The sequence below is a fragment of the Mesoterricola sp. JemC181 genome (assembly GCF_055384585.1).
Genome location: NZ_AP045076.1, coordinates 2,407,059 through 2,424,076 on the forward strand (window position 1 = coordinate 2,407,059; position 17,018 = coordinate 2,424,076).

Genomic DNA, 17,018 nt, shown 5'->3' on the forward strand with positions numbered 1-17,018 from the left:
ATGCACGAGACCCTGCACCTCCTGGTGGTGGACGACGAGCTGGGCATGCGGCTCTCCATCGAGCGCGCCCTGAAGGCCTACGCCACGAGCTTCGAGGACATCGAGGTGGACGTGGACTTCCGCATCTCCACGGCCGATTCCGGCGAGGCCGCCCTGGAGGCCGCGGCCAAGGACCCGCCCCAGATCATCCTCCTGGACTACAAGCTGCCCGGCATGTCCGGGCTGGACGTGCTCCAGGCGCTCATGGAGGCCAAGACCGAGGCCCTGATCGTGATGATCACGGCCTACGCCAGCCTGGAGACCGCGGTGCAGGCCACCAAGATCGGGGCCTTCGACTTCCTGGCCAAGCCCTTCACCCCCATCGAGGTGAAGGCCGCCATCCACAAGACCGCCAAGCACTACATGATCCAGGCCCAGGCCCGCAAGCTCGCCGGGGAGCGCAAGCAGATCCGCTTCGAGTTCCTGTCGGTGCTGGCCCACGAGCTGAAGTCGCCCCTGGCCGCGGTGGAGGGCAACCTGCGGATCCTCCGGGACCACGCCGCGGGAGACGAAATCGGCGGCTACGACCATCTCCTCGACCGGTCGATCCTTCGCCTGGACGGCATGCGCAAGCTCATCATGGACCTCCTGGACCTCACCCGCATCGAGTCCGGCCAGAAACTGCGGACGCTCGCGGAGACCGACATCTGCGCAGCGGCCACCCAGAGCCTGGAGACCTTCCAGTCCCTGGCCGCCGAGAGGCACGTGAACCTCCTGTTCTGCCCCCCCGGCAAGGTGCTGCTCCAGGCCGACCCCGGCGAGCTGGAGATGATGTTCAACAACCTGGTGTCCAACGCCATCAAATACAACCACGAGGGCGGCTCGGTCACCGTGGAGATCGAGGACGGCCCCGAGGAGGTGCGCGTGGCGGTGCACGACACCGGCATCGGCATCGGCAAGGAGGATCTGGGCAGGCTGTTCGGGGAGTTCAGCCGGATCAAGAACGAGAAGACCCGGAACATCCTGGGCTCGGGCCTGGGGCTGTCCATCCTGAAGCGGCTCGCCAGCCTCTACGGGGGCAGGGTGGAGGTCCAGAGCGAACCCGACCACGGGAGCACGTTCACGGTTTCGCTCCGCAAGTAGGCTTCCAATCCGGGCCCGGGTGCGGTAGTTTCCAACCAGGTAAGGGAGGGACCATGTGCACCACCTGCGGCTGCGGCGGAGACGGGACCACCATCGGCGGCAAGCCCCACGCCCATGACCACGCCCATCCCGCCCCCGGGGTGCGCCGGCGCGTGGTCGTCGAGCGCGACCTCCTGGCCAAGAACAACGCCCTGGCCGCCGACAACCGCGCCTGGTTCGAGGAGCGGGGGATCTTCGCCCTGAACCTCGTGTCCAGCCCGGGTTCCGGCAAGACGACCCTCCTGGTGGAGACCATCCGGAGGCTCAACGGCACCCTGCCCATCGCCGTCATCGAGGGGGACCAGCAGACGAGCAACGACGCCGACCGCATCCGCGCCGCGGGGGCCCCGGCCATCCAGATCAACACCGGCAAGGGCTGCCACCTGGACGCGCACATGGTGGGCCACGCCGCGGCCGAGCTGGGCGCGCCCGAGGGGGCCCTCCTGCTCATCGAGAACGTCGGCAACCTGGTGTGCCCGGCGGAGTTCGACCTGGGCGAGGCCCACAAGGTGGTCATCCTCTCGGTCACGGAAGGCGAGGACAAGCCCCTCAAGTACCCGGACATGTTCGCCAATTCCGGCGTCCTGGTGGTGAACAAGATCGACCTTCTGCCCTACCTGGCCTTCGACGTGGAGCTGTGCGTCGCCAACGCCCTGAAGGTGAACCCGAAGCTCAAGGTGATCCGGGTCTCGGCCACCTCGGGGGAGGGCCTGGAGGACTGGACCCGCTGGATCGTGGAAAGCCACGCCCTGGCCCGGGCCTGACGGATGCCCCGGATCCGGGTGCGGGTCGCGGGGGTGGTGCAGGGGGTGGGTTTCCGCCCCTTCATCTATCGTATCGCCCGGGACCGCGGGCTCGGGGGCTGGGTGCTGAACCGCCCCGACGGGGTGGTGGTGGAGGTGGAGGGACCCGGAGGGGCCCTGGAGGGCTTCCTGGCGGCGCTGGAGAAGGAGGCGCCGGCCCCCGCGCGGATCCGGAGCGTCGCCGTGGAGGAACGGCCCGAGGAAGGGGAGGGGACCTTCACGATCCGCCCCAGCGACGGGGGCGGCGACACGCGGCCCTCGGTCCCCGCGGACCTGGCCCTCTGCCCCGACTGCGCCCGGGAGGTGGAGGACCCCGCCGACCGCCGCCACGGCTACCCCTTCACCAACTGCACCTACTGCGGCCCCCGCTTCACCATCATCGAAGGCCTCCCCTACGACCGGCCCCGCACGGCCATGAAGGGTTTTCCGCTGTGCCCGGCCTGCGCGGCGGAGTACGGGGACCCCGGGAACAGGCGCTTCCATGCGCAGCCCGTGGCCTGCCCCGCCTGCGGGCCCCGCCTCGACCTTCCGGGCTGGGCGGGGGATCCGCTGGAGGGGGCCGCCCGGGCCCTCCTGGACGGGCGGATCCTGGCCCTCAAGGGCCTGGGGGGCTACCAGCTGCTGGCCGACGCCACCTCGGGACCGGCCGTGGCCCGCCTCCGGGAACGCAAGCGGCGCGAGGAGAAGCCCTTCGCGGTCATGTTCCCGGACGGGGCCTCCCTGGAGGCGGCCTGCCTCGTGTCCCCCCTGGAGCGGGCGCTCCTGGCCTCCCCGGAGGCCCCCATCCTCCTCCTGGCCCGGCGGGACTCCGCGGCCATCGACCCCGGGGTGGCCCCGGGCAACCCCAGGCTGGGAGCCTTCCTGCCCTACACGCCCCTCCACCGGCTCCTCCTGGCGCGGGTGGGGCGGCCCCTGGTGTGCACCAGCGGCAACCTCTCCGACGAGCCCATGTGCCACACGGAGGCCGACGCCCTGGAGCGCCTGGGGGGCATCGCCGACCTCTTCCTGGGCCACGACCGGCCCATCCTCCGCCCCGTGGACGACTCCGTGGTGCGCGTGGACGCCCACGGTCCCACCCTCCTGCGCCGGGCCCGGGGCTACGCCCCCCTGGCCCACCCGGTGGCGCTGGGGGGGCCACCGGTGCTGGCCCTGGGGGCCCACCAGAAGAGCACCCTCTGCCTCCTGGACCGGGGCCAGGCCGTGGTCAGCCAGCACCTGGGGGACCTCCACACCGCCGACGGGGCCGAACTCCTGGAGCGCACCGTGGAGGACTTCCTGCGCTTCTTCAAGGTGGAGCCCGCGGTCCTGGCCTGCGACCTCCACCCCGACTACGCCTCCACCCGGCTCGGGGAGCGCCTGGCCCGTGCCTGGGGCCGGCCCCTGGTGCGGGTGCAGCACCACCATGCCCACGTGGCGGCCCTGGCGGCGGAGCTGGGTCTGGAAGGGCCCCTGTCCGGCCTGGCCTGGGACGGCACGGGCCTGGGCTCCGACGGCGCCCTGTGGGGAGGCGAGGGCCTGCTGGCGGATGGCGGCGCCTTCACCCGCACCGCCCACCTCAAGCCCTTCCCCCTGCCCGGGGGCGACCGGGCCGCGCGGGATCCGGGCCGCAGCGCCCTGGGTCTCCTGTGGGAGGCCACGGGGACCCTGGACGGAGGGGAGGCCTTCGGCGACCTGGCCGTGGTCCGGTCCATGCTGGAGCGGGGCGTGAACAGCCCCCGCACCTCCAGCGTCGGGCGGCTCTTCGACGCGGTGGCGGCCCTCGCGGGCGTCCGGTCCGCGCGGGGCTTCGAGGGGCAGGCCGCGGCGGCGCTGGAGTTCGCGGCCCTGGCGTCGGACGACCCCGGCACCTACCCCTGGGGCCTGGGAACGGGCCCGGTCCTGGTGGCCGACCCGGCCCCCCTGGTGGCGGCCCTCCTGGGCGACCGGGCCCGGGGCGTGGCCCCGGAGCGCTGCGCCAGGCGGTTCCACCGGGCCTTGGCCGACCTGGCCCTGGCCATGGCCCGGGCGGCGGGGAAGGAGCAGGTCCTTCTCACCGGGGGCTGCTTCCAGAATGCCCTCCTGACCTCCCTGGTGCGGGAGACCCTGGCCCGGGACGGCTTCCGGCCGCTCAGCCCGGAAGCCTTCCCGCCCAATGACGGCGCCATCTCCCTGGGCCAGGCCGCGGTGGCCGCGGCCACCTGAAGGCGCCGATCGCCAGGCGGCCCTCCGCTCTGGCATCGTTCTTGATTCCCTCCCTCCGACCCAGCAGGTTTTGCCCTCTGCGGATTGGAGGCTCCCATGTATGCATTCGACCAGGCTCACCCGGGCACGCCTTTGTCCAGGAATGCCCGAGCAGGTCCGAGGCCCCCGGGGGGCCCGGAGTCACCCCCGGGAGGCCGGCGCCTCCGCATCAGGTTCGCGGGCACGCCGTCAGAGGAGTCGCCGCCCCAGGGCCGGCGCGCCGCTCTGCGTAGACAGCCCGATCCCATCCACCCGATCTCACGGAGAACCCCATGAGCTCAATCCTGAACAACCTCTCCGCCATCGGAGCCAGCCGGCAGTTGTCGATTTCCGGCAACCAGCTGGGACAGGTCATCGAGCGGCTCACCACCGGCAAGCGCATCAACAAGGCCTCGGACGACGCCGCGGGCCTGGCCATCGCCAACAAGCTCGGCGCCGACATCAAGGTCGCCGGGCAGGCCCAGCGCAACACCAACGACGGCGTCTCCTACATGCAGGTTGCCGACGGCACCCTGGATTCGGTGACCCAGCTGCTCACCCGGGCCGCCCAGCTCGCCCAGCAGGCCCAGACCGGAACCATCAGCGACTCCAACCGGGCCAACCTGGACGCCGAGTTCCAGAACATCGTCAAGACGATGATCAACATCGGCCACAACACGAACTTCAACGGGCAGGCCATCTTCACCAGCGTGCCCCAGTCCCTCACCGTGGCCGCCGGGGACTACGGCGTGCTCACCCTCGACATGCAGGTGCTCTCGCCCGACGCCACCACGGCCCTGGGCATCAGCACCACCAACAGCCTCACGTCCATCACCGGCGCCTCCGTCGTGGCCGGGCTCCTCACCACCGCCCTGGCCTCCGTGAGCACGATGCGCGCCTCCATCGGCGCCTCGGAGCAGCAGCTGAACGCGACGTCGGACATCCTGGGCATCCAGGTGCAGAACTTCACCGCCGCCATGAGCCAGATCCAGGACGCCAACATCGCGGACGAGGTGGTGAACCTCACCAAGTTCCAGATCCTCCAGCAGTCGGGGACCAGCGCCCTGAGCAAGTCGAACCAGAACGCCCAGCAGGTGCTCGCGCTGCTGCAGTAAAGGAACAGGAACAGGCCTGGTCAGGCAGGGCCCGCGAGCGTGGGCCTTGCCTGGCTACCGCTTTTCCCGGCGAACCTCAGTCCAGGGGCTCCGGCACGGGCGCCTTGCGGAGGTTGTACCAGAGGATCACCGACAGGATGACCACGCCCCCCGCCAGCGCGTACGGCGACGGCCGTTCTCCCACGCCGATGAACACCCACACCGGATTGAACACCGCCTCCAGCATGCAGGTGATGAGCGCCGCGGTGGCCGACAGGTAGCGCATGCCGGCCGTGAAGAACATGTAGGCGATGCCCAGCTGGAAGATGCCCAGGTAGGCCAGCATCAGGCCCTGGTTCAGGGTGACCTGCGGAGCCGGCAGGACCTTGGGAAGGCAGATGAGGGCCACCACCAGGTTGCCCAGGACCACCATGCCGATGGGGTCGTGGCCGGGCCGGGTCTCGCGCTTCCACTTGAGCAGCAGCGAGAAGAGGGCCAGGAGGAACCCCGAGGCCAGGGCCAGCACGTTGCCGGCGAGGCCGCCCTTCTCCAGGTGGCCGGCGAAGAACAGCGCCATGCCCCCGAGGCAGGCCGCCACGGCCCAGAAGTCCCGGCGCGCGAAGGGTCTGCGGAAGATCCAGGGTTCCAGGAACAGCAGGTAGATGGGCGCGGCGTACTGCAGGAAGATGGCGTTGGCGGCGGTGGTGAGCTTGGTGGCCACCACGAACAGCACCAGCACCAGGGCGTAGATGCAGGAGCCCGCGAGGCTCAGGGGGTCCCGGGGCAGGGACCAGGCCCGTCCGCGCAGCGCCAGGATGGCCACGATGGCCAGCGCCGACACCAGGGACCGGTAGCAGGCGATGTGGAAGGCGGAGAGGGTGAGGACCTTGATGAAGATCCCGCTGGAGCTCCAGAGAAGCGAAGCCGCGACCAGATAGGCCAGACCCTTGCTCCGCTCCGGCACGCGGTCGATGATTCGTTCCATGGCTTCAGACTACCAAAAGCCGGGGCGCCGTTGGTATCCTCTCCCTCCCCGAGGCTCCCATGAGCAATCGCACCCTGCCCCTCGACGACGCCATCTACCACTACCTGCTCGCCGCCTCCCTGCGGGAGCACCCGGAGCAGACGGCGCTGCGCAAGGCCACCCGCGCGCTCCCCGGGGCCCACATGCAGATCTCCCCGGAGCAGGGCCAGTTCATGCAGCTCCTCGTCAAGCTCCTGGGGGCCCGGCGGACCCTGGAGATCGGGGTGTTCACGGGCTACAGCGCCCTGTCGGTGGCCCTGGCGCTGCCGCCCTACGGCCACCTCCTGGCCTGCGACGTGAACGCGGACACCACGTCGGTGGCGCTCCCCCACTGGCAGCGGGCCGGGGTGGCCGAGCGCATCGAGCTGGTCCTGGCCCCGGCCCTGGAAACGCTGGACGCTTGCCTGACGGCAGGGCAGGGCGGCACGTACGACTTCGCCTTCATCGACGCCGACAAGACGTCCTACGAGGCCTACTTCGAGCGCTGCCTGGCCCTGGTGCGCCCGGGCGGCCTCATCGCCATCGACAACGTCCTCTGGAACGGCCGCGTCGCCCACCCGGCCGCCGACGCCGACACCGCGGCGATCCAGCGGCTCAACGCCAGGCTCCTCGGGGACGAGCGGGTGGACCTGTCCATGGTCCCCATCGGGGACGGCCTCACGCTGGCCCGGAAGAGGTAGAACCCAGGCTCTCGTAGCGCGACCCCCGGTCCGTGGGGGTGCTCCGGTAGAGGAGCACCTCCCCCGCCTCGAACGCGAGATCCGGCCCCGGGACCAGGTCCGCCGGGTCCACGGGCTCCTTCATGCGCGCCAGGGTGATGTGGGGCCGCAGGGGCTTGTCGTCGAAGGCGATTCCCAGGCTCCTCAGGCCGGCCCGCAGGTCCGAGGCCAGGGCGTCCAGCGCGGGCTGGGGGCGGAAGGCCAGGTGGAGGATCCTGGACCTCGCGAACAGGCCCAGGCCGGCGGTCTCCAGGAGGAAGGGGGCCCGGCCTGCGGCGGCGCTCCGGGCGACGCCCAGCAGGTCGGGGACCCTGGCCGGGTCCTGGTCGCCCAGGAAGGCCAGGGTGAGGTGGAGGCCGTCCAGCGAGGGCAGGGCGGCGCGGCGGCCCTGGAGCTGGCGCTGGATCCCGGCGGCCAGGTCCCTCACGCCTTCGGGGGCCGGCAGGGCGAAGAAGAGGCGCAGCGCGGTCACTCCCCGGCCCAGCCTTGCCAGATCCGCTGCAGGAGGCTCGAGTCGTGGTCCTCCACCACCACCAGGTGCCGGGTCTCGGGCCGGCCGCCCTCGGCGTGCTCGTAGGCGGCGGCCAGGACGGCGCGGTCCTGGGCGGTGGCGCGGTGGTGCTGGCGCAGGTGCTCGCCCATGGTGGAGCTCAGGTAGGTCTCCAGGAACCGGGGCGGCCCGGTCCGGTCGGGCTCCTCGAACAGGGCCCAGCGCATGGCCCCGTCCCGCAGCCGCAGGCGCCGCACGGCCTCCATGGCGCCCAGGAACGCCGTCCTGCGTTCGGGGAACACGTGGTACTCCATCTGCACCAGGATGGGGCCGGCTTCAGGCGGGATGGAGGTGGGGGCGTGGGGCGCGTCGTGGTGGGGACCCAGGTCCAGAACCTCGTCGAAGGCGGTGATGCGCAGCCGGTGCAGGGCCGCCAGGGCCGCGAGCATGCCCAGGGCCGACAGGCCCATGGCCGCGCGGATCCCGGCGTGCTGGGCCACGACGCCCCAGAAGGCCGCGCCCAGGGCCATGGCCCCGCCCCAGACCGTATGGTAGGTGCCGAAGGCCCGTGCCTTCACCCAGGGCGGCACGGAAAGCTGGATGGCGGTGTTGATGGTGGAGAGGATCCCCAGCCAGCTCATGCCCGAGAAGAACAGGCACAGGGCCACCGTGGGGGTGTGGGGCACGTAGGCCATGACGCCCTGGCACACGGCGGCCAGCAGCGTGTAGCCGGCCAGGATGCGGCTGGTGTCGAACCGGTCCCGCAGCGGACCCAGGAAGAAGACCCCGGCCACCGCCCCCGCGCCCACGCAGCCCATGAGGGCGCCGAAGGCCTCCGAACCCAGGTGGAGGTGCAGGATGGCCAGGGAGGGCAGCAGGGAGAAGATGACCCCCGCGAACCAGGAGTAGCCCAGGGCGCGCAGCAGGATGATCTGGAAGGGCCGGCTGTGCCGGGCGTACCGGAAGCCCACCTTCAGGGCCCCCAGGAAGCGCTCCCCGGGGAGGCTGGAGATGGGAGGCCGCCGCTCCCACGAGGCCAGCACCGCCACCACCGCCAGGAAGGAGACCGCGTTGAGCGCGAAGGCCCACCCCGCGCCCAGGAGTCCGACGATGAGCCCGCCCACCGCCGGGCCCAGGGCCCGGCTCACGTTGAAGCCGGCGCTGTTGAGGGCCACGCCCCCGGCCAGGTGCTTGCGGTCCAGCAATTCGGGCACGATGGCCTGGAAGGCCGGCATGCTCAGCGCCGACCCGATGCCGATGAGGAAGGACATGACCAGCAGCACCGGGGGCGTGATCTGGTGAAGGAAGGTCAGGCCCGAGAGCAGCCCCGCGCACCCCAGCATGAAGACCTGCGTGGCCAGGAGCAGCCGCCGGCGGTCCACGATGTCCGCAAGGGCCCCCGCCGTGAGCCCCAGCAGGAGCACCGGGAGGGTCGTCCCCGTCTCGATGAGGGCCACGAGCAGGGGGGAGGCGGTGAGGTGGGCCATCTGCCACTTCTCGCCCACGCTTTGGATCTGGGTGCCCACGTTGGAAGCCATGTTGGCGATCCAGACCATCATGAAGATCCGGGACGCCAAGGGGTCCAGGAGCCGTGTTCGCACGGGCGCCGCTTCCGTCATCGGGCGATGTTAACACATCGGTCCGGCTAGCCGATGCGCACCCAGCCCCACTGCCGGCCTTCGAGGTCGCCGCGGCGATAGGAATACAGGAGGTCCGGCTCGCAGTACGTGCACCGGGCCACCGATCCGTCCTTGGCCCTGTCCAGGCCCAGGTCCAGGGCCTGGGCGCGCAGGAAGCCGTGGAGGTCCAGGTGGGGCCTGCCCCGGGGGCCGGGGGCGGCCAGGGCGTCGTTCCAGGCGGGGTCCTTGAACGCGGCGTCCAGGACCTCCTCGCCCACCTCGAAGTGGCACTTCAGGATGGCGGGGCCCAGGGCCCAGGCCAGGTCCCCGGGGCGGCCCCCCTGGTCCCGGAAGACGGCGACGCCCTTGCGCAGGATGCCCGCCACGGCGCCGCGCCAGCCGGCATGGAGGGCGGCGGCCCAGGGCCCCTGGGGGGTCAGGCCGGCCAGGAGCACCGGGACGCAGTCCGCCACCCGCACGCCCACGGCGCACCCGGGCTCCCGGGTCCAGATGCCGTCGGCGGCCTGCACCTCTCCGGTGGCGGCCACCACCCCGCAGCCGTGCACCTGCCGGAGCCGCACGGGGGGGAGGGTGGAGGGATCGTCCTGGCGGGTGGAGAAACCCCAGGCGAGGGGGAAGGGGGGAGCGACGGCGGGCTGCAGCATGGGAGCGGGGACCTCGATTTATGAACTTACCTGGGCCGGGACCCAAGCGGTAATTTGGGTTTGATTCTGACAGGCGGACTCAATATCGTATTCAAGCGGGTTCAATTCAATGGGAGATTAATGCGCGGGTCAGGTGCCTATTGCCTGGCAGCTTGGTCAGTGGCAGCCCTCGGGGCCCAGGAACCCGTGCGCAACCTTCAGCTCAGCACCTTCGGCACCCTGGGACTGGCCCGCACGGACTCGGACCTGGTGGGGTTCCGCAGGGACGGGGCCCAGTATGACGGGATCTTCACGAAGGTCACCGGCAAGCTGGACAGCCGCATCGGGATCCAGGCCAGCTCCCGCCTGACCCCGGACCTCCTGGCCACGGTCCAGGTGCTGAGCCGGGAGCGCTACGACGGCTCGTGGAAACCCGGCATGCCCTGGGCCACCCTCACCTGGAGCCCCGCCCCCGGGCTCCAGGTGCGGGCGGGGGTCTTCAACTTCAACGAGACGCCCGCCGGGGACAACCTGGAGGTGGGCCACACCTTCCTCTGGGCCCGGCCCCCCGTGGAGGTCCTGGGCGGCGGCATGACCACCGTGCGGGGGGTGTGGGTCGCCAAGACCTTCCAGCCCTGGCCGGGCGCGACCCTGGAGGCCTCGGCGGAGTACGGCACCCTCCTGGGAAAGCATCCCGTCGACCATGTGGGCCCCTGGGACGTGACGGGCTCACCCACCGGCGGAGCCAGGCTGGTCCTCTACACCGGGGGCTGGAAGCTCATCGCCGGCACCGCGGCCGCGAAGTTCTCCGCCAACGTGCCCGAGCCGGTCCCGACCATCCAGACCCTCCTGCGGGGCTTCAGCGCCTATCTCAACGATCCCCGGCCGGCCCAGGCCGCGGACGCCCTGGAAGGCAGGGGCAGGACGATCTCCACCACCTACGTCTGCGGGGTGTGGGCCGAGGGGCCCTTCGAGGTCCAGGGCTACCTGGGCCGCTCCATCACCAATTCCTTCTCGTCCCCGCCGACCTGGCAGGGCTACGCCTCCTTCGGCTGGCGGCTGGGGAACCTGGTGCCGTACGCCATGGCCGCCAGGGCCGAAGTGAGCGCTCCCCGGGTGCCGGACCTGGGGACGCTGCGCACGGTCACGGGGCCCCTGGCCACCCTGGCGGAGTACCTCGCCTATGCCGTCGACACCATCGCCCGCGCCCGGGCCGCGAACCAGTGGACCTTCACCACGGGCCTGCGCTGGGACTTCGCCCGGTGGGGTGACCTGAAGTTCCAGGTCGACAGCCTGCGGGCCCCCGGCCGCGGCACGGGCAACCTCTATGTCCCCACCCAGGGGGAACCGCCACCCTGGAACGGGCGCCTGACGGTGTACAGCGTCACCCTGGACTTCCAGTTCGGGGGCGGGCGATGAGCCGCCGCGCCGCCCTCCTCCTGTTCGCGGCCTGCAGCCTGTGGGGACAGGTTGGGGACCTGGCCGTGGTCGTCAACACCGACAGCGGGGTGGTGAGCGTCACGCCCGAGGAGGCGCGCAACCTCTTCCTGGGGCGCCAGAAGTATCTGAACGCCAAACTCATGGCCCTGCCCGTGGAACAGGTGGTCCCGGAGGCGACGCGGGAGCAGTTCTACGCGCGGCTGGTGCGCATGCCCGTGGCCCAGGTGCGGGCCTACTGGGCCCGGCTGTACTTCACCGGCAAGGCGCAGCCTCCGCTCCAGACCTCGAGCGCCGAGGAGACCCTGGGCATCGTGGCCGCCAACCGCGGCGCCGTGGGCTTCGTGGAGAAGGACAAGCTGGACCGGCGGGTGCGCGTGGTGCTGGTGCTCACCGGCAAGGGGCCGGGGTGATTCCGCGGCTCCCGGCGCTGGGCCTGGCGCTGGCCCTGGCGGCCGGGGCCCAGGAACCCGCGCGCAACCTCCGGTTCAGCGCCTTCGGCACCCTGGGCGCGGCCCGGACCGACACCGCGCTCGTGGGCTACCGCCGCGACGTCACCGGCTACAAGGGGATCTTCGACAAGCCCGCCTGGGACCTGGACACCCGCATCGGGGTGCAGGTCAGCGGCAGGCTGGGCGAGAGCCTCCTCGCGACCCTCCAGGTGGTCAGCAGGCAGCGGTACGACAACACCTTCCGGCCCGACCCCACCTGGGCCACCCTCTCCTGGACGCCCACGCCCGGGTTCCAGCTGCGGGCCGGCCTGCTCAGCTTCGACAACCTGCCCATGGGGGACCTCGCCAACGTGGGCTACACCTACCTCTGGGTGCGGCCGCCGGTGGAGGTCTTCGGCCCGGTGCCGCTCAGCCGCATGCGGGGCGTCGACGCGGAGCGGACCTTCCTCCTGGACTCCGGAGCGGTGCTGGAGGTGAAGGCCTTCCACGGCTCCTCGGTGGACAAGGTCACCGTCGACCACATCGGCGAATGGGAATTCCGCGGGGGAAGGCTCTACGGCGGCGCGGTGAAATTCACCGCGGGCGGCTTCAGGGCCCGCCTCGGCGCCAATTTCTTCCGGTTCCCCAACGACATCCCGGAGCCCGTGCCGGCCCTGCAGGCCTACCTGCGGTCCTTCGCGGACCTCCTGCGCGACCCGGGCCTCGCCGCCTCCGCCGACGCCTTCGGCACCCGCGGGCGGAGCCTGCGCTCCGCCCAGGTGAGCCTGGCGTGGGAAGCCGGCCCCTGGCAGGCCCAGGGCGCCGTCAGCCGCGCGTCCTCGGACAACTTCCTGTTCCAGCCCGCCTGGAGCGGGTTCGCCTCCCTGGGCTACCGCGTGGGCAAGGTGGTGCCCTACGGGATGTTCGCCCGCAACGTCTCCAGGCGGGCCCCGCTCCCCTACCTGGGGGCCCTGCCGTCCCTGACGGGCCCCCTGGGCCCCGCGGCCCGGAGCCTGGCGGACACCCTGACCGCGATCACCCGCGCCCGCGGGGTGGACCAGGGCACCCTGACGGCGGGCCTGCGCTGGGATTTCGCGCCCCAGGCCGACCTGAAGTTCCAGGTGGACCGGGTGCGGTCCCACAACGCCACGGGCCTCCTCTACAACCCCGACCCCATGAGGCCCAGCGCCTGGAACGGCCGGGAGACGGTCGTCTCCATCACCCTGGACTTCATCCTGGGAGGCGGCCGGTGACGCGCCTCCTCCTGCTCCTCGCCCTGGCCTGCGCCCTGCGGGGCCAGGAACCCCTGGTGGTGATCGTGAACCCGGAAAGCGGCGTAACCCGCCTGACCCGCACCGAGGCCGTGAACATCTTCATGGGCCGCACCCGGCGCCTGCCCTCGGGGCTTGTGGCCCTGCCGGTGGAGCAGGCCGAACCCGGCGGGCCGCGGGAGCGGTTCTACGAGGTCCTGGCCGACCTGCCCCTGCCGCAGGTGCGGGCCTATTGGGCCCGGCTCTACTTCTCCGGCCAGGCCCAGCCCCCCCGGCAGACCGGGAGCGCCGAGGAGACCCTGCGGGTGGTGGCCGCCAACCGCGGCGCGGTGGGGTTCGTGGAGCAGAGCAAGGTGGACCGCCGCGTGAAGCCCGTGCTGGTGCTGGACGGGAAGGAGGGACCGTGAAGCTCCGGAACAGCCTCGTCGTGAGAACGACCCTGCAGGTGATGGGGATCGCGCTGGTGCTCGGCTTCGTGTCCCTGGGCTTCGGGGGGGGCACCCTGGCCCGGCGCTGGGAACGGGCGCGGCAGCAGGAGGCGCTGGAGGCCCTGCTGGACGTGGTGGCGCCCTCGGCCAGCGCCGCGTGCTTCGCCGACGACGGGGTCCTGGCCGACCAGGTGGTGCGGGGCCTCATCGGCACCCCCTCGGTGCAGGGCGCACGCATCCGCGCGGGGGACCGGGTGCTGGCCGAGGCCAGCCGCACCGTGCCCGCGCCCGGTGCCGCCTCCCTTACCCGGTCCCTGCAGAGCCCCTTCGCCCCGGAGTCCGTCCTGGGCGAGCTGGTGCTCTTCCCCGACCCCGGAGAGGCCCGGCGCCAGGGCGCCCACGCCGCGGGCCTGTTCCGCACGTGGTCCCTGGGCATCCTGGCCATCCTGGCCGGGGGCCTGGCCCTGACGGTGCACCAGGTGATCATCGCCCCCATCACCGCCCTGACCCGCGAACTCCACGCCCTGCAGGCCGGCGCCGGAGGGCGCCTGGCGACCCCGAAGGGGCACCACCGGGATGAGCTGGGCCAGCTGGTGGGCGACGTGAACGCCCTGCTGGAGCGCATGGTCGAGGCCATGTGGAAGGAGCAGGCCCTGGGCCAGCGCCAGCTCCAGGACGGACGTCTGGTCCAGGCCCCGGGCGGGGACGTGGGGGCCAACCTCATCGTGGTGCGCGGCGACGGGGGCCTGGAGGCCTGGACCCCAGGCGTCCAGCGCCTTCTGGGCCAGGAGCCCCTGCCGGGCGCTCCGGTGCCCACCCTGTTCGGAACCCAGGCCGGTCGCGTGGGCGAGGCCCTGGACCGGTGCCGCGCCTCCGGTTCCGCCCTTGCGACCCTGCGCATGCCGGACCCGGCGGGCCCGGGCCACCGGTGGCTGCACCTCACCCTGGACCGCATCGGTCCCGGGTGGTGCCAGGGCCTCCTGGCGGACGTCACGTCCTACCTGGACGCCCCCGCCGCCGGGGGAGGCCTGGAGGTGAAGGACCCGGTCACCGGGGCCCTGAACCGCCTCGGGGCCGAGCACGCCCTGGAGGAGCGCTTCGCCTCCGGCACCCGGGGCCCCGGTCTCCTCCTCCTGGCCCTGGACGGCCTGGAGCGCGCCCCAGGCGGCCGGGACGAGATCCTGAGGCAGGCCGCGCAACGTCTGGCCGCCGGCACCCGCCGCTGGGACCTGCTGGCGCATCTGGGCGACGCCACCTTCCTGGTCATCCTGGACCGCCTGGAGGATACGGAGGCCGGGATGAAACGGGCCCAGGCCCTGGTCGAGAGGCTGGGCATCCCCTTTCCCCTGGCTGCGGGAGGCGAGGCCCGCATCACCGCCAGCGCAGGGTTGACGCTGCGCAGGCCGGGGGAGGGGCCCAGCCGCCAGGCCCTGCTCGAACGCGCCGGCACGGCCCTGGCCGAGGCCCAGCGGAACGGGGGAGGGCTCTGCCTCCTCGACTAGGGCGAGGCACCGCCTGCGAAGGGGCTGGGTCTGCCTGCCCGACCTCATCCCTTCCATTTCCGTCCATCCCATTAAAATAAATAGCTAACCAGTTTCTTTTGCTAGCTTTAGACTGGCCAGGTCAGGGATGTCGCATCCAAGGTCCTTCAGGCGCCTTGCGAGGTGACGTGCCTCGCGACGCAGGCTGAGCGGCTCTTGGAGCAGCGGGCGTTGGGGTAGATGCGGACCTGGGGGCGCGGCCTGCCTCCAGCTTACCGGATCCCGGCCCCTGGATTCCCACGGTTGGCCCCTGGCCGGTGGCTTTTGCCGTCCGGCTGCCTAGGCTGGTGCCGGAGGTTCCCATGCATTCCTTCCCGCTCGTCCTTCTCTTCGTGGCCACGGCCCTCGCCGCCCAGGCGCCCGCCCTCGTACTTCCCCAGGCCAGCCCCAGGGCGAAGGTCGCCCAGACCGTGGGGCTCACCGAGATCAGCGTCGTCTACGCCCGCCCCTCCGTCCATGGCCGCAAGGTGTGGGGGGAACTGGTGCCCTTCGGCCAGGTGTGGCGGGCGGGCGCCAACGAGAACACCGTCATCACCTTCTCCACCCCGGTCAAGGCCGGCGGCGTGGCGCTTCCCGCAGGAAGCTACGGGCTCCACATGCTGCCCGCCGCCTCGGCGTGGACGGTCATCCTCAGCACCCAGAGCCAGGCCTGGGGAAGCTTCAGCTACGACCCCAAGGAGGATGCCGCCCGGTTTGCCGTGACCCCGGTTCCCGCCGAGGACCTGGACCGCCTGGCCTACACCTTCGACGACGTCTCCGACAACGCCGCGACCCTTTCCCTCCGCTGGGAGAAGCTGCGCCTGCCCATCCGCATCGAGGTGGACACGAACCAGGTGGTGGTCGCGAGCCTGCGGGAGCAGCTCCGGGGTCTGCCGCGGTTCTTCCCCGAGGGCTGGGCGGGTGCGGCCGGCTGGTGCGCCCGCCATGACGTCAACCTGGAGGAGGCCATGGGCTGGATCGACCGCTCCCTGGAGATGAAGGCGACCTTCAACGGCCTGCGCACCAAGGCCCTCCTCCTGGAAAAGCGCGGCGACGCCGCCGGCGCCGCGGGCTTCCGGGCCAAGGCCATGGCCGTGGCCACCGAGGCCGACGTGAACAACCTGGCCTACGCCCTGCTGGGGCAGGGCAAGGTGGACGAGGCCCTGGACCTGCTCCGCAGGAACGTGAAGGACCACCCGGAGTCCTGGAACGCCTACGACAGCCTCGCCGAGGGCCTGGCCGCCAAGGGCGACAAGCCCGCCGCCATCCAGAACTACCAGAAGGCCCTGGAGATGGTGAAGGCGGAGGACCAGCGCACGCGCATCCGGGGGGAACTTGCGAAGCTGAAGTGATCTAGAGGCTCTACTTCAGATCCTCCAGATTCCCGGGTTCCCGTCAAACCGAATCCCTGCAACCGCCCGGTTGTTAATTCCAGGGAACGGCCGTTCGGGCCGCGGGCGGCGCCGCCAGGGAGCCTTGGCGGACGTACGACTTGCGCGGGAAAGCCAGAGTACTGGAATATTAGGTATCCTCCCTGGCGCTACCGGTGGCGGGGCAGACCGCACCCGAGTCCGAAGGAAACCCTAATGCTGATGATGGCCTTGGTCCCCCCTGCAACCGTGCAACCCGCGGTCGTGGCGCCCAAGTCCTTCGGACCGCTGGTGGAGGCCCTGGAGGACGTGGCGGAGGCCTACATCAACGGGCGGGAGGCCGACCTTCCCGCCCTGGTCGTCGCGTCCCGGAAGGCCTGGGAGAACGCCAGGCGGAACCACCCTCCCGTCCTCACCGACCCGGAGGCGCAGGCCATCGACCGGGGCCTGGATACCATGCCCATCCTGAAACCGCGGCACATGGCGGAGTCCGCCCTGGGCCTGGCCGGTACGGTCCTCGGCCGCATGCGGCCCTCGCGGACCCGGGCCCGCCTCGCCGCTGACCTGGCGACCATGCTGGCCTGGTGCCGGGTGGAGGCGCGGTCCTGGGACCAGGTCCCCAACGTGGCCGAGGCCTGCCAGCCTTTCCTCGACCACTGCGCGGGCGGCCGGCATTCCGCCGAGGCCCGGCGGATCACCGACTACCTGGGCGTGCTCCAGGACGACCTTGCCAACCGCTCGGTTCCGGGCGCCAAGCGGGACCTTCGCCGCCTCCTGGAACTCATCGACCAGGCCGAGAAACCCTGAT

16 protein-coding genes are annotated in these 17,018 nt (G+C 71.7%); 12 read left to right on the plus strand and 4 right to left on the minus strand.

What is annotated here, in order from left to right; all coding sequences use genetic code 11:
• The 4 genes from ACZ5MC_RS10575 (at position 1) to ACZ5MC_RS10590 (ending at position 5,278) form a co-directional block, all read left to right on the plus strand.
• On the plus strand, positions 1-1,122 hold the full coding sequence (locus ACZ5MC_RS10575) for a sensor histidine kinase (protein ID WP_464517701.1): 1,122 nt from the start codon (positions 1-3) through the stop codon (positions 1,120-1,122).
• 53 nt (positions 1,123-1,175) lie between these two features.
• Positions 1,176-1,925, plus strand: a complete 750-nt coding sequence (hypB, locus tag ACZ5MC_RS10580) for a hydrogenase nickel incorporation protein HypB (RefSeq protein ID WP_306600308.1) — start codon at positions 1,176-1,178, stop codon at positions 1,923-1,925.
• Positions 1,926-1,928: 3 nt separating this feature from the next.
• Positions 1,929-4,145: a carbamoyltransferase HypF gene (gene hypF / locus ACZ5MC_RS10585; RefSeq protein WP_464517702.1), complete on the plus strand. Its 2,217-nt coding sequence runs from the start codon at positions 1,929-1,931 to the stop codon at positions 4,143-4,145.
• A gap of 311 nt (positions 4,146-4,456) precedes the next feature.
• The gene (locus ACZ5MC_RS10590; RefSeq protein WP_306600310.1) at positions 4,457-5,278 is read left to right on the plus strand and encodes a flagellin; all 822 of its coding nucleotides are present in this window, start codon (positions 4,457-4,459) and stop codon (positions 5,276-5,278) included.
• Positions 5,279-5,354: 76 nt separating this feature from the next.
• Here ACZ5MC_RS10590 and ACZ5MC_RS10595 read toward each other — a convergent pair whose 3' ends face one another.
• Complete coding sequence (locus ACZ5MC_RS10595; RefSeq protein ID WP_306600311.1) at positions 5,355-6,242, minus strand: DMT family transporter; 888 nt, start codon at positions 6,240-6,242, stop codon at positions 5,355-5,357.
• A 59-nt stretch (positions 6,243-6,301) separates the two neighbouring features.
• Between ACZ5MC_RS10595 and ACZ5MC_RS10600 the strand changes: the two genes are divergently transcribed.
• Positions 6,302-6,961: a class I SAM-dependent methyltransferase gene (locus ACZ5MC_RS10600; protein ID WP_464517703.1), complete on the plus strand. Its 660-nt coding sequence runs from the start codon at positions 6,302-6,304 to the stop codon at positions 6,959-6,961.
• On the opposite strand, the gene thpR is transcribed toward ACZ5MC_RS10600, so the two are convergent.
• Genes thpR through ACZ5MC_RS10615 form a run of 3 tightly spaced genes read right to left on the minus strand, consistent with a single transcriptional unit; the run spans position 6,939 to position 9,774 of the window.
• Entirely contained in the window at positions 6,939-7,472 is a 534-nt protein-coding gene (gene thpR / locus ACZ5MC_RS10605; RefSeq protein WP_306600313.1) for an RNA 2',3'-cyclic phosphodiesterase, read from the minus strand. The two genes, ACZ5MC_RS10600 and thpR, sit on opposite strands and share 23 nt — an antisense overlap.
• Positions 7,469-9,091, minus strand: coding sequence for an MFS transporter (locus tag ACZ5MC_RS10610; protein WP_306600314.1), 1,623 nt, complete (start codon positions 9,089-9,091; stop codon positions 7,469-7,471). The genes thpR and ACZ5MC_RS10610 overlap by 4 nt, the downstream gene beginning before the upstream one ends.
• 44 nt (positions 9,092-9,135) lie before the next feature.
• Entirely contained in the window at positions 9,136-9,774 is a 639-nt protein-coding gene (locus ACZ5MC_RS10615) for a purine nucleoside phosphorylase YfiH/LACC1 family protein (protein ID WP_306600315.1), read from the minus strand.
• A 186-nt stretch (positions 9,775-9,960) separates the two neighbouring features.
• Here ACZ5MC_RS10615 and ACZ5MC_RS10620 point away from each other — a divergent pair, with 186 nt between their 5' ends.
• The 7 genes from ACZ5MC_RS10620 to ACZ5MC_RS10650 all read left to right on the plus strand — a co-directional run bounded on the left by ACZ5MC_RS10620 (position 9,961) and on the right by ACZ5MC_RS10650 (position 17,017).
• Positions 9,961-11,172 (plus strand): hypothetical protein, encoded by a 1,212-nt coding sequence (locus ACZ5MC_RS10620; RefSeq protein WP_306600316.1) that lies wholly within the window; start codon positions 9,961-9,963, stop codon positions 11,170-11,172.
• Positions 11,169-11,603 (plus strand): hypothetical protein, encoded by a 435-nt coding sequence (locus ACZ5MC_RS10625; RefSeq protein ID WP_306600317.1) that lies wholly within the window; start codon positions 11,169-11,171, stop codon positions 11,601-11,603. Before ACZ5MC_RS10620 ends, ACZ5MC_RS10625 begins: the two co-directional genes overlap by 4 nt.
• The gene (locus tag ACZ5MC_RS10630) at positions 11,600-12,874 is read left to right on the plus strand and encodes a hypothetical protein (protein WP_464517704.1); all 1,275 of its coding nucleotides are present in this window, start codon (positions 11,600-11,602) and stop codon (positions 12,872-12,874) included. The genes ACZ5MC_RS10625 and ACZ5MC_RS10630 overlap by 4 nt, the downstream gene beginning before the upstream one ends.
• Positions 12,871-13,299, plus strand: coding sequence for a hypothetical protein (locus ACZ5MC_RS10635; RefSeq protein ID WP_306600319.1), 429 nt, complete (start codon positions 12,871-12,873; stop codon positions 13,297-13,299). The genes ACZ5MC_RS10630 and ACZ5MC_RS10635 overlap by 4 nt, the downstream gene beginning before the upstream one ends.
• The gene (locus ACZ5MC_RS10640; RefSeq protein ID WP_306600320.1) at positions 13,296-14,822 is read left to right on the plus strand and encodes a diguanylate cyclase domain-containing protein; all 1,527 of its coding nucleotides are present in this window, start codon (positions 13,296-13,298) and stop codon (positions 14,820-14,822) included. Before ACZ5MC_RS10635 ends, ACZ5MC_RS10640 begins: the two co-directional genes overlap by 4 nt.
• Positions 14,823-15,163: 341 nt before the next feature.
• On the plus strand, positions 15,164-16,192 hold the full coding sequence (locus ACZ5MC_RS10645) for a DUF2911 domain-containing protein (RefSeq protein WP_306600321.1): 1,029 nt from the start codon (positions 15,164-15,166) through the stop codon (positions 16,190-16,192).
• Between the two features lie 249 nt (positions 16,193-16,441).
• Positions 16,442-17,017, plus strand: coding sequence for a hypothetical protein (locus tag ACZ5MC_RS10650; protein WP_464517705.1), 576 nt, complete (start codon positions 16,442-16,444; stop codon positions 17,015-17,017).
• Position 17,018 lies beyond the last annotated feature (1 nt).

What these genes read in the sequence shown, in the direction of transcription:
- ACZ5MC_RS10645 (WP_306600321.1), top strand. Translation starts at nt 15,164, where the DNA reads ATGCATTCCTTCCCGCTCGTCCTTCTCTTCGTGGCCACGGCCCTCGCC.
- ACZ5MC_RS10625 (WP_306600317.1), top strand. Translation starts at nt 11,169, where the DNA reads ATGAGCCGCCGCGCCGCCCTCCTCCTGTTCGCGGCCTGCAGCCTGTGG.
- ACZ5MC_RS10575 (WP_464517701.1), top strand. Translation starts at nt 1, where the DNA reads ATGCACGAGACCCTGCACCTCCTGGTGGTGGACGACGAGCTGGGCATG.
- ACZ5MC_RS10615 (WP_306600315.1), bottom strand. Translation starts at nt 9,774, where the DNA reads ATGCTGCAGCCCGCCGTCGCTCCCCCCTTCCCCCTCGCCTGGGGTTTC.
- ACZ5MC_RS10590 (WP_306600310.1), top strand. Translation starts at nt 4,457, where the DNA reads ATGAGCTCAATCCTGAACAACCTCTCCGCCATCGGAGCCAGCCGGCAG.
- ACZ5MC_RS10600 (WP_464517703.1), top strand. Translation starts at nt 6,302, where the DNA reads ATGAGCAATCGCACCCTGCCCCTCGACGACGCCATCTACCACTACCTG.
- ACZ5MC_RS10595 (WP_306600311.1), bottom strand. Translation starts at nt 6,242, where the DNA reads ATGGAACGAATCATCGACCGCGTGCCGGAGCGGAGCAAGGGTCTGGCC.
- hypF (WP_464517702.1), top strand. Translation starts at nt 1,929, where the DNA reads ATGCCCCGGATCCGGGTGCGGGTCGCGGGGGTGGTGCAGGGGGTGGGT.
- hypB (WP_306600308.1), top strand. Translation starts at nt 1,176, where the DNA reads ATGTGCACCACCTGCGGCTGCGGCGGAGACGGGACCACCATCGGCGGC.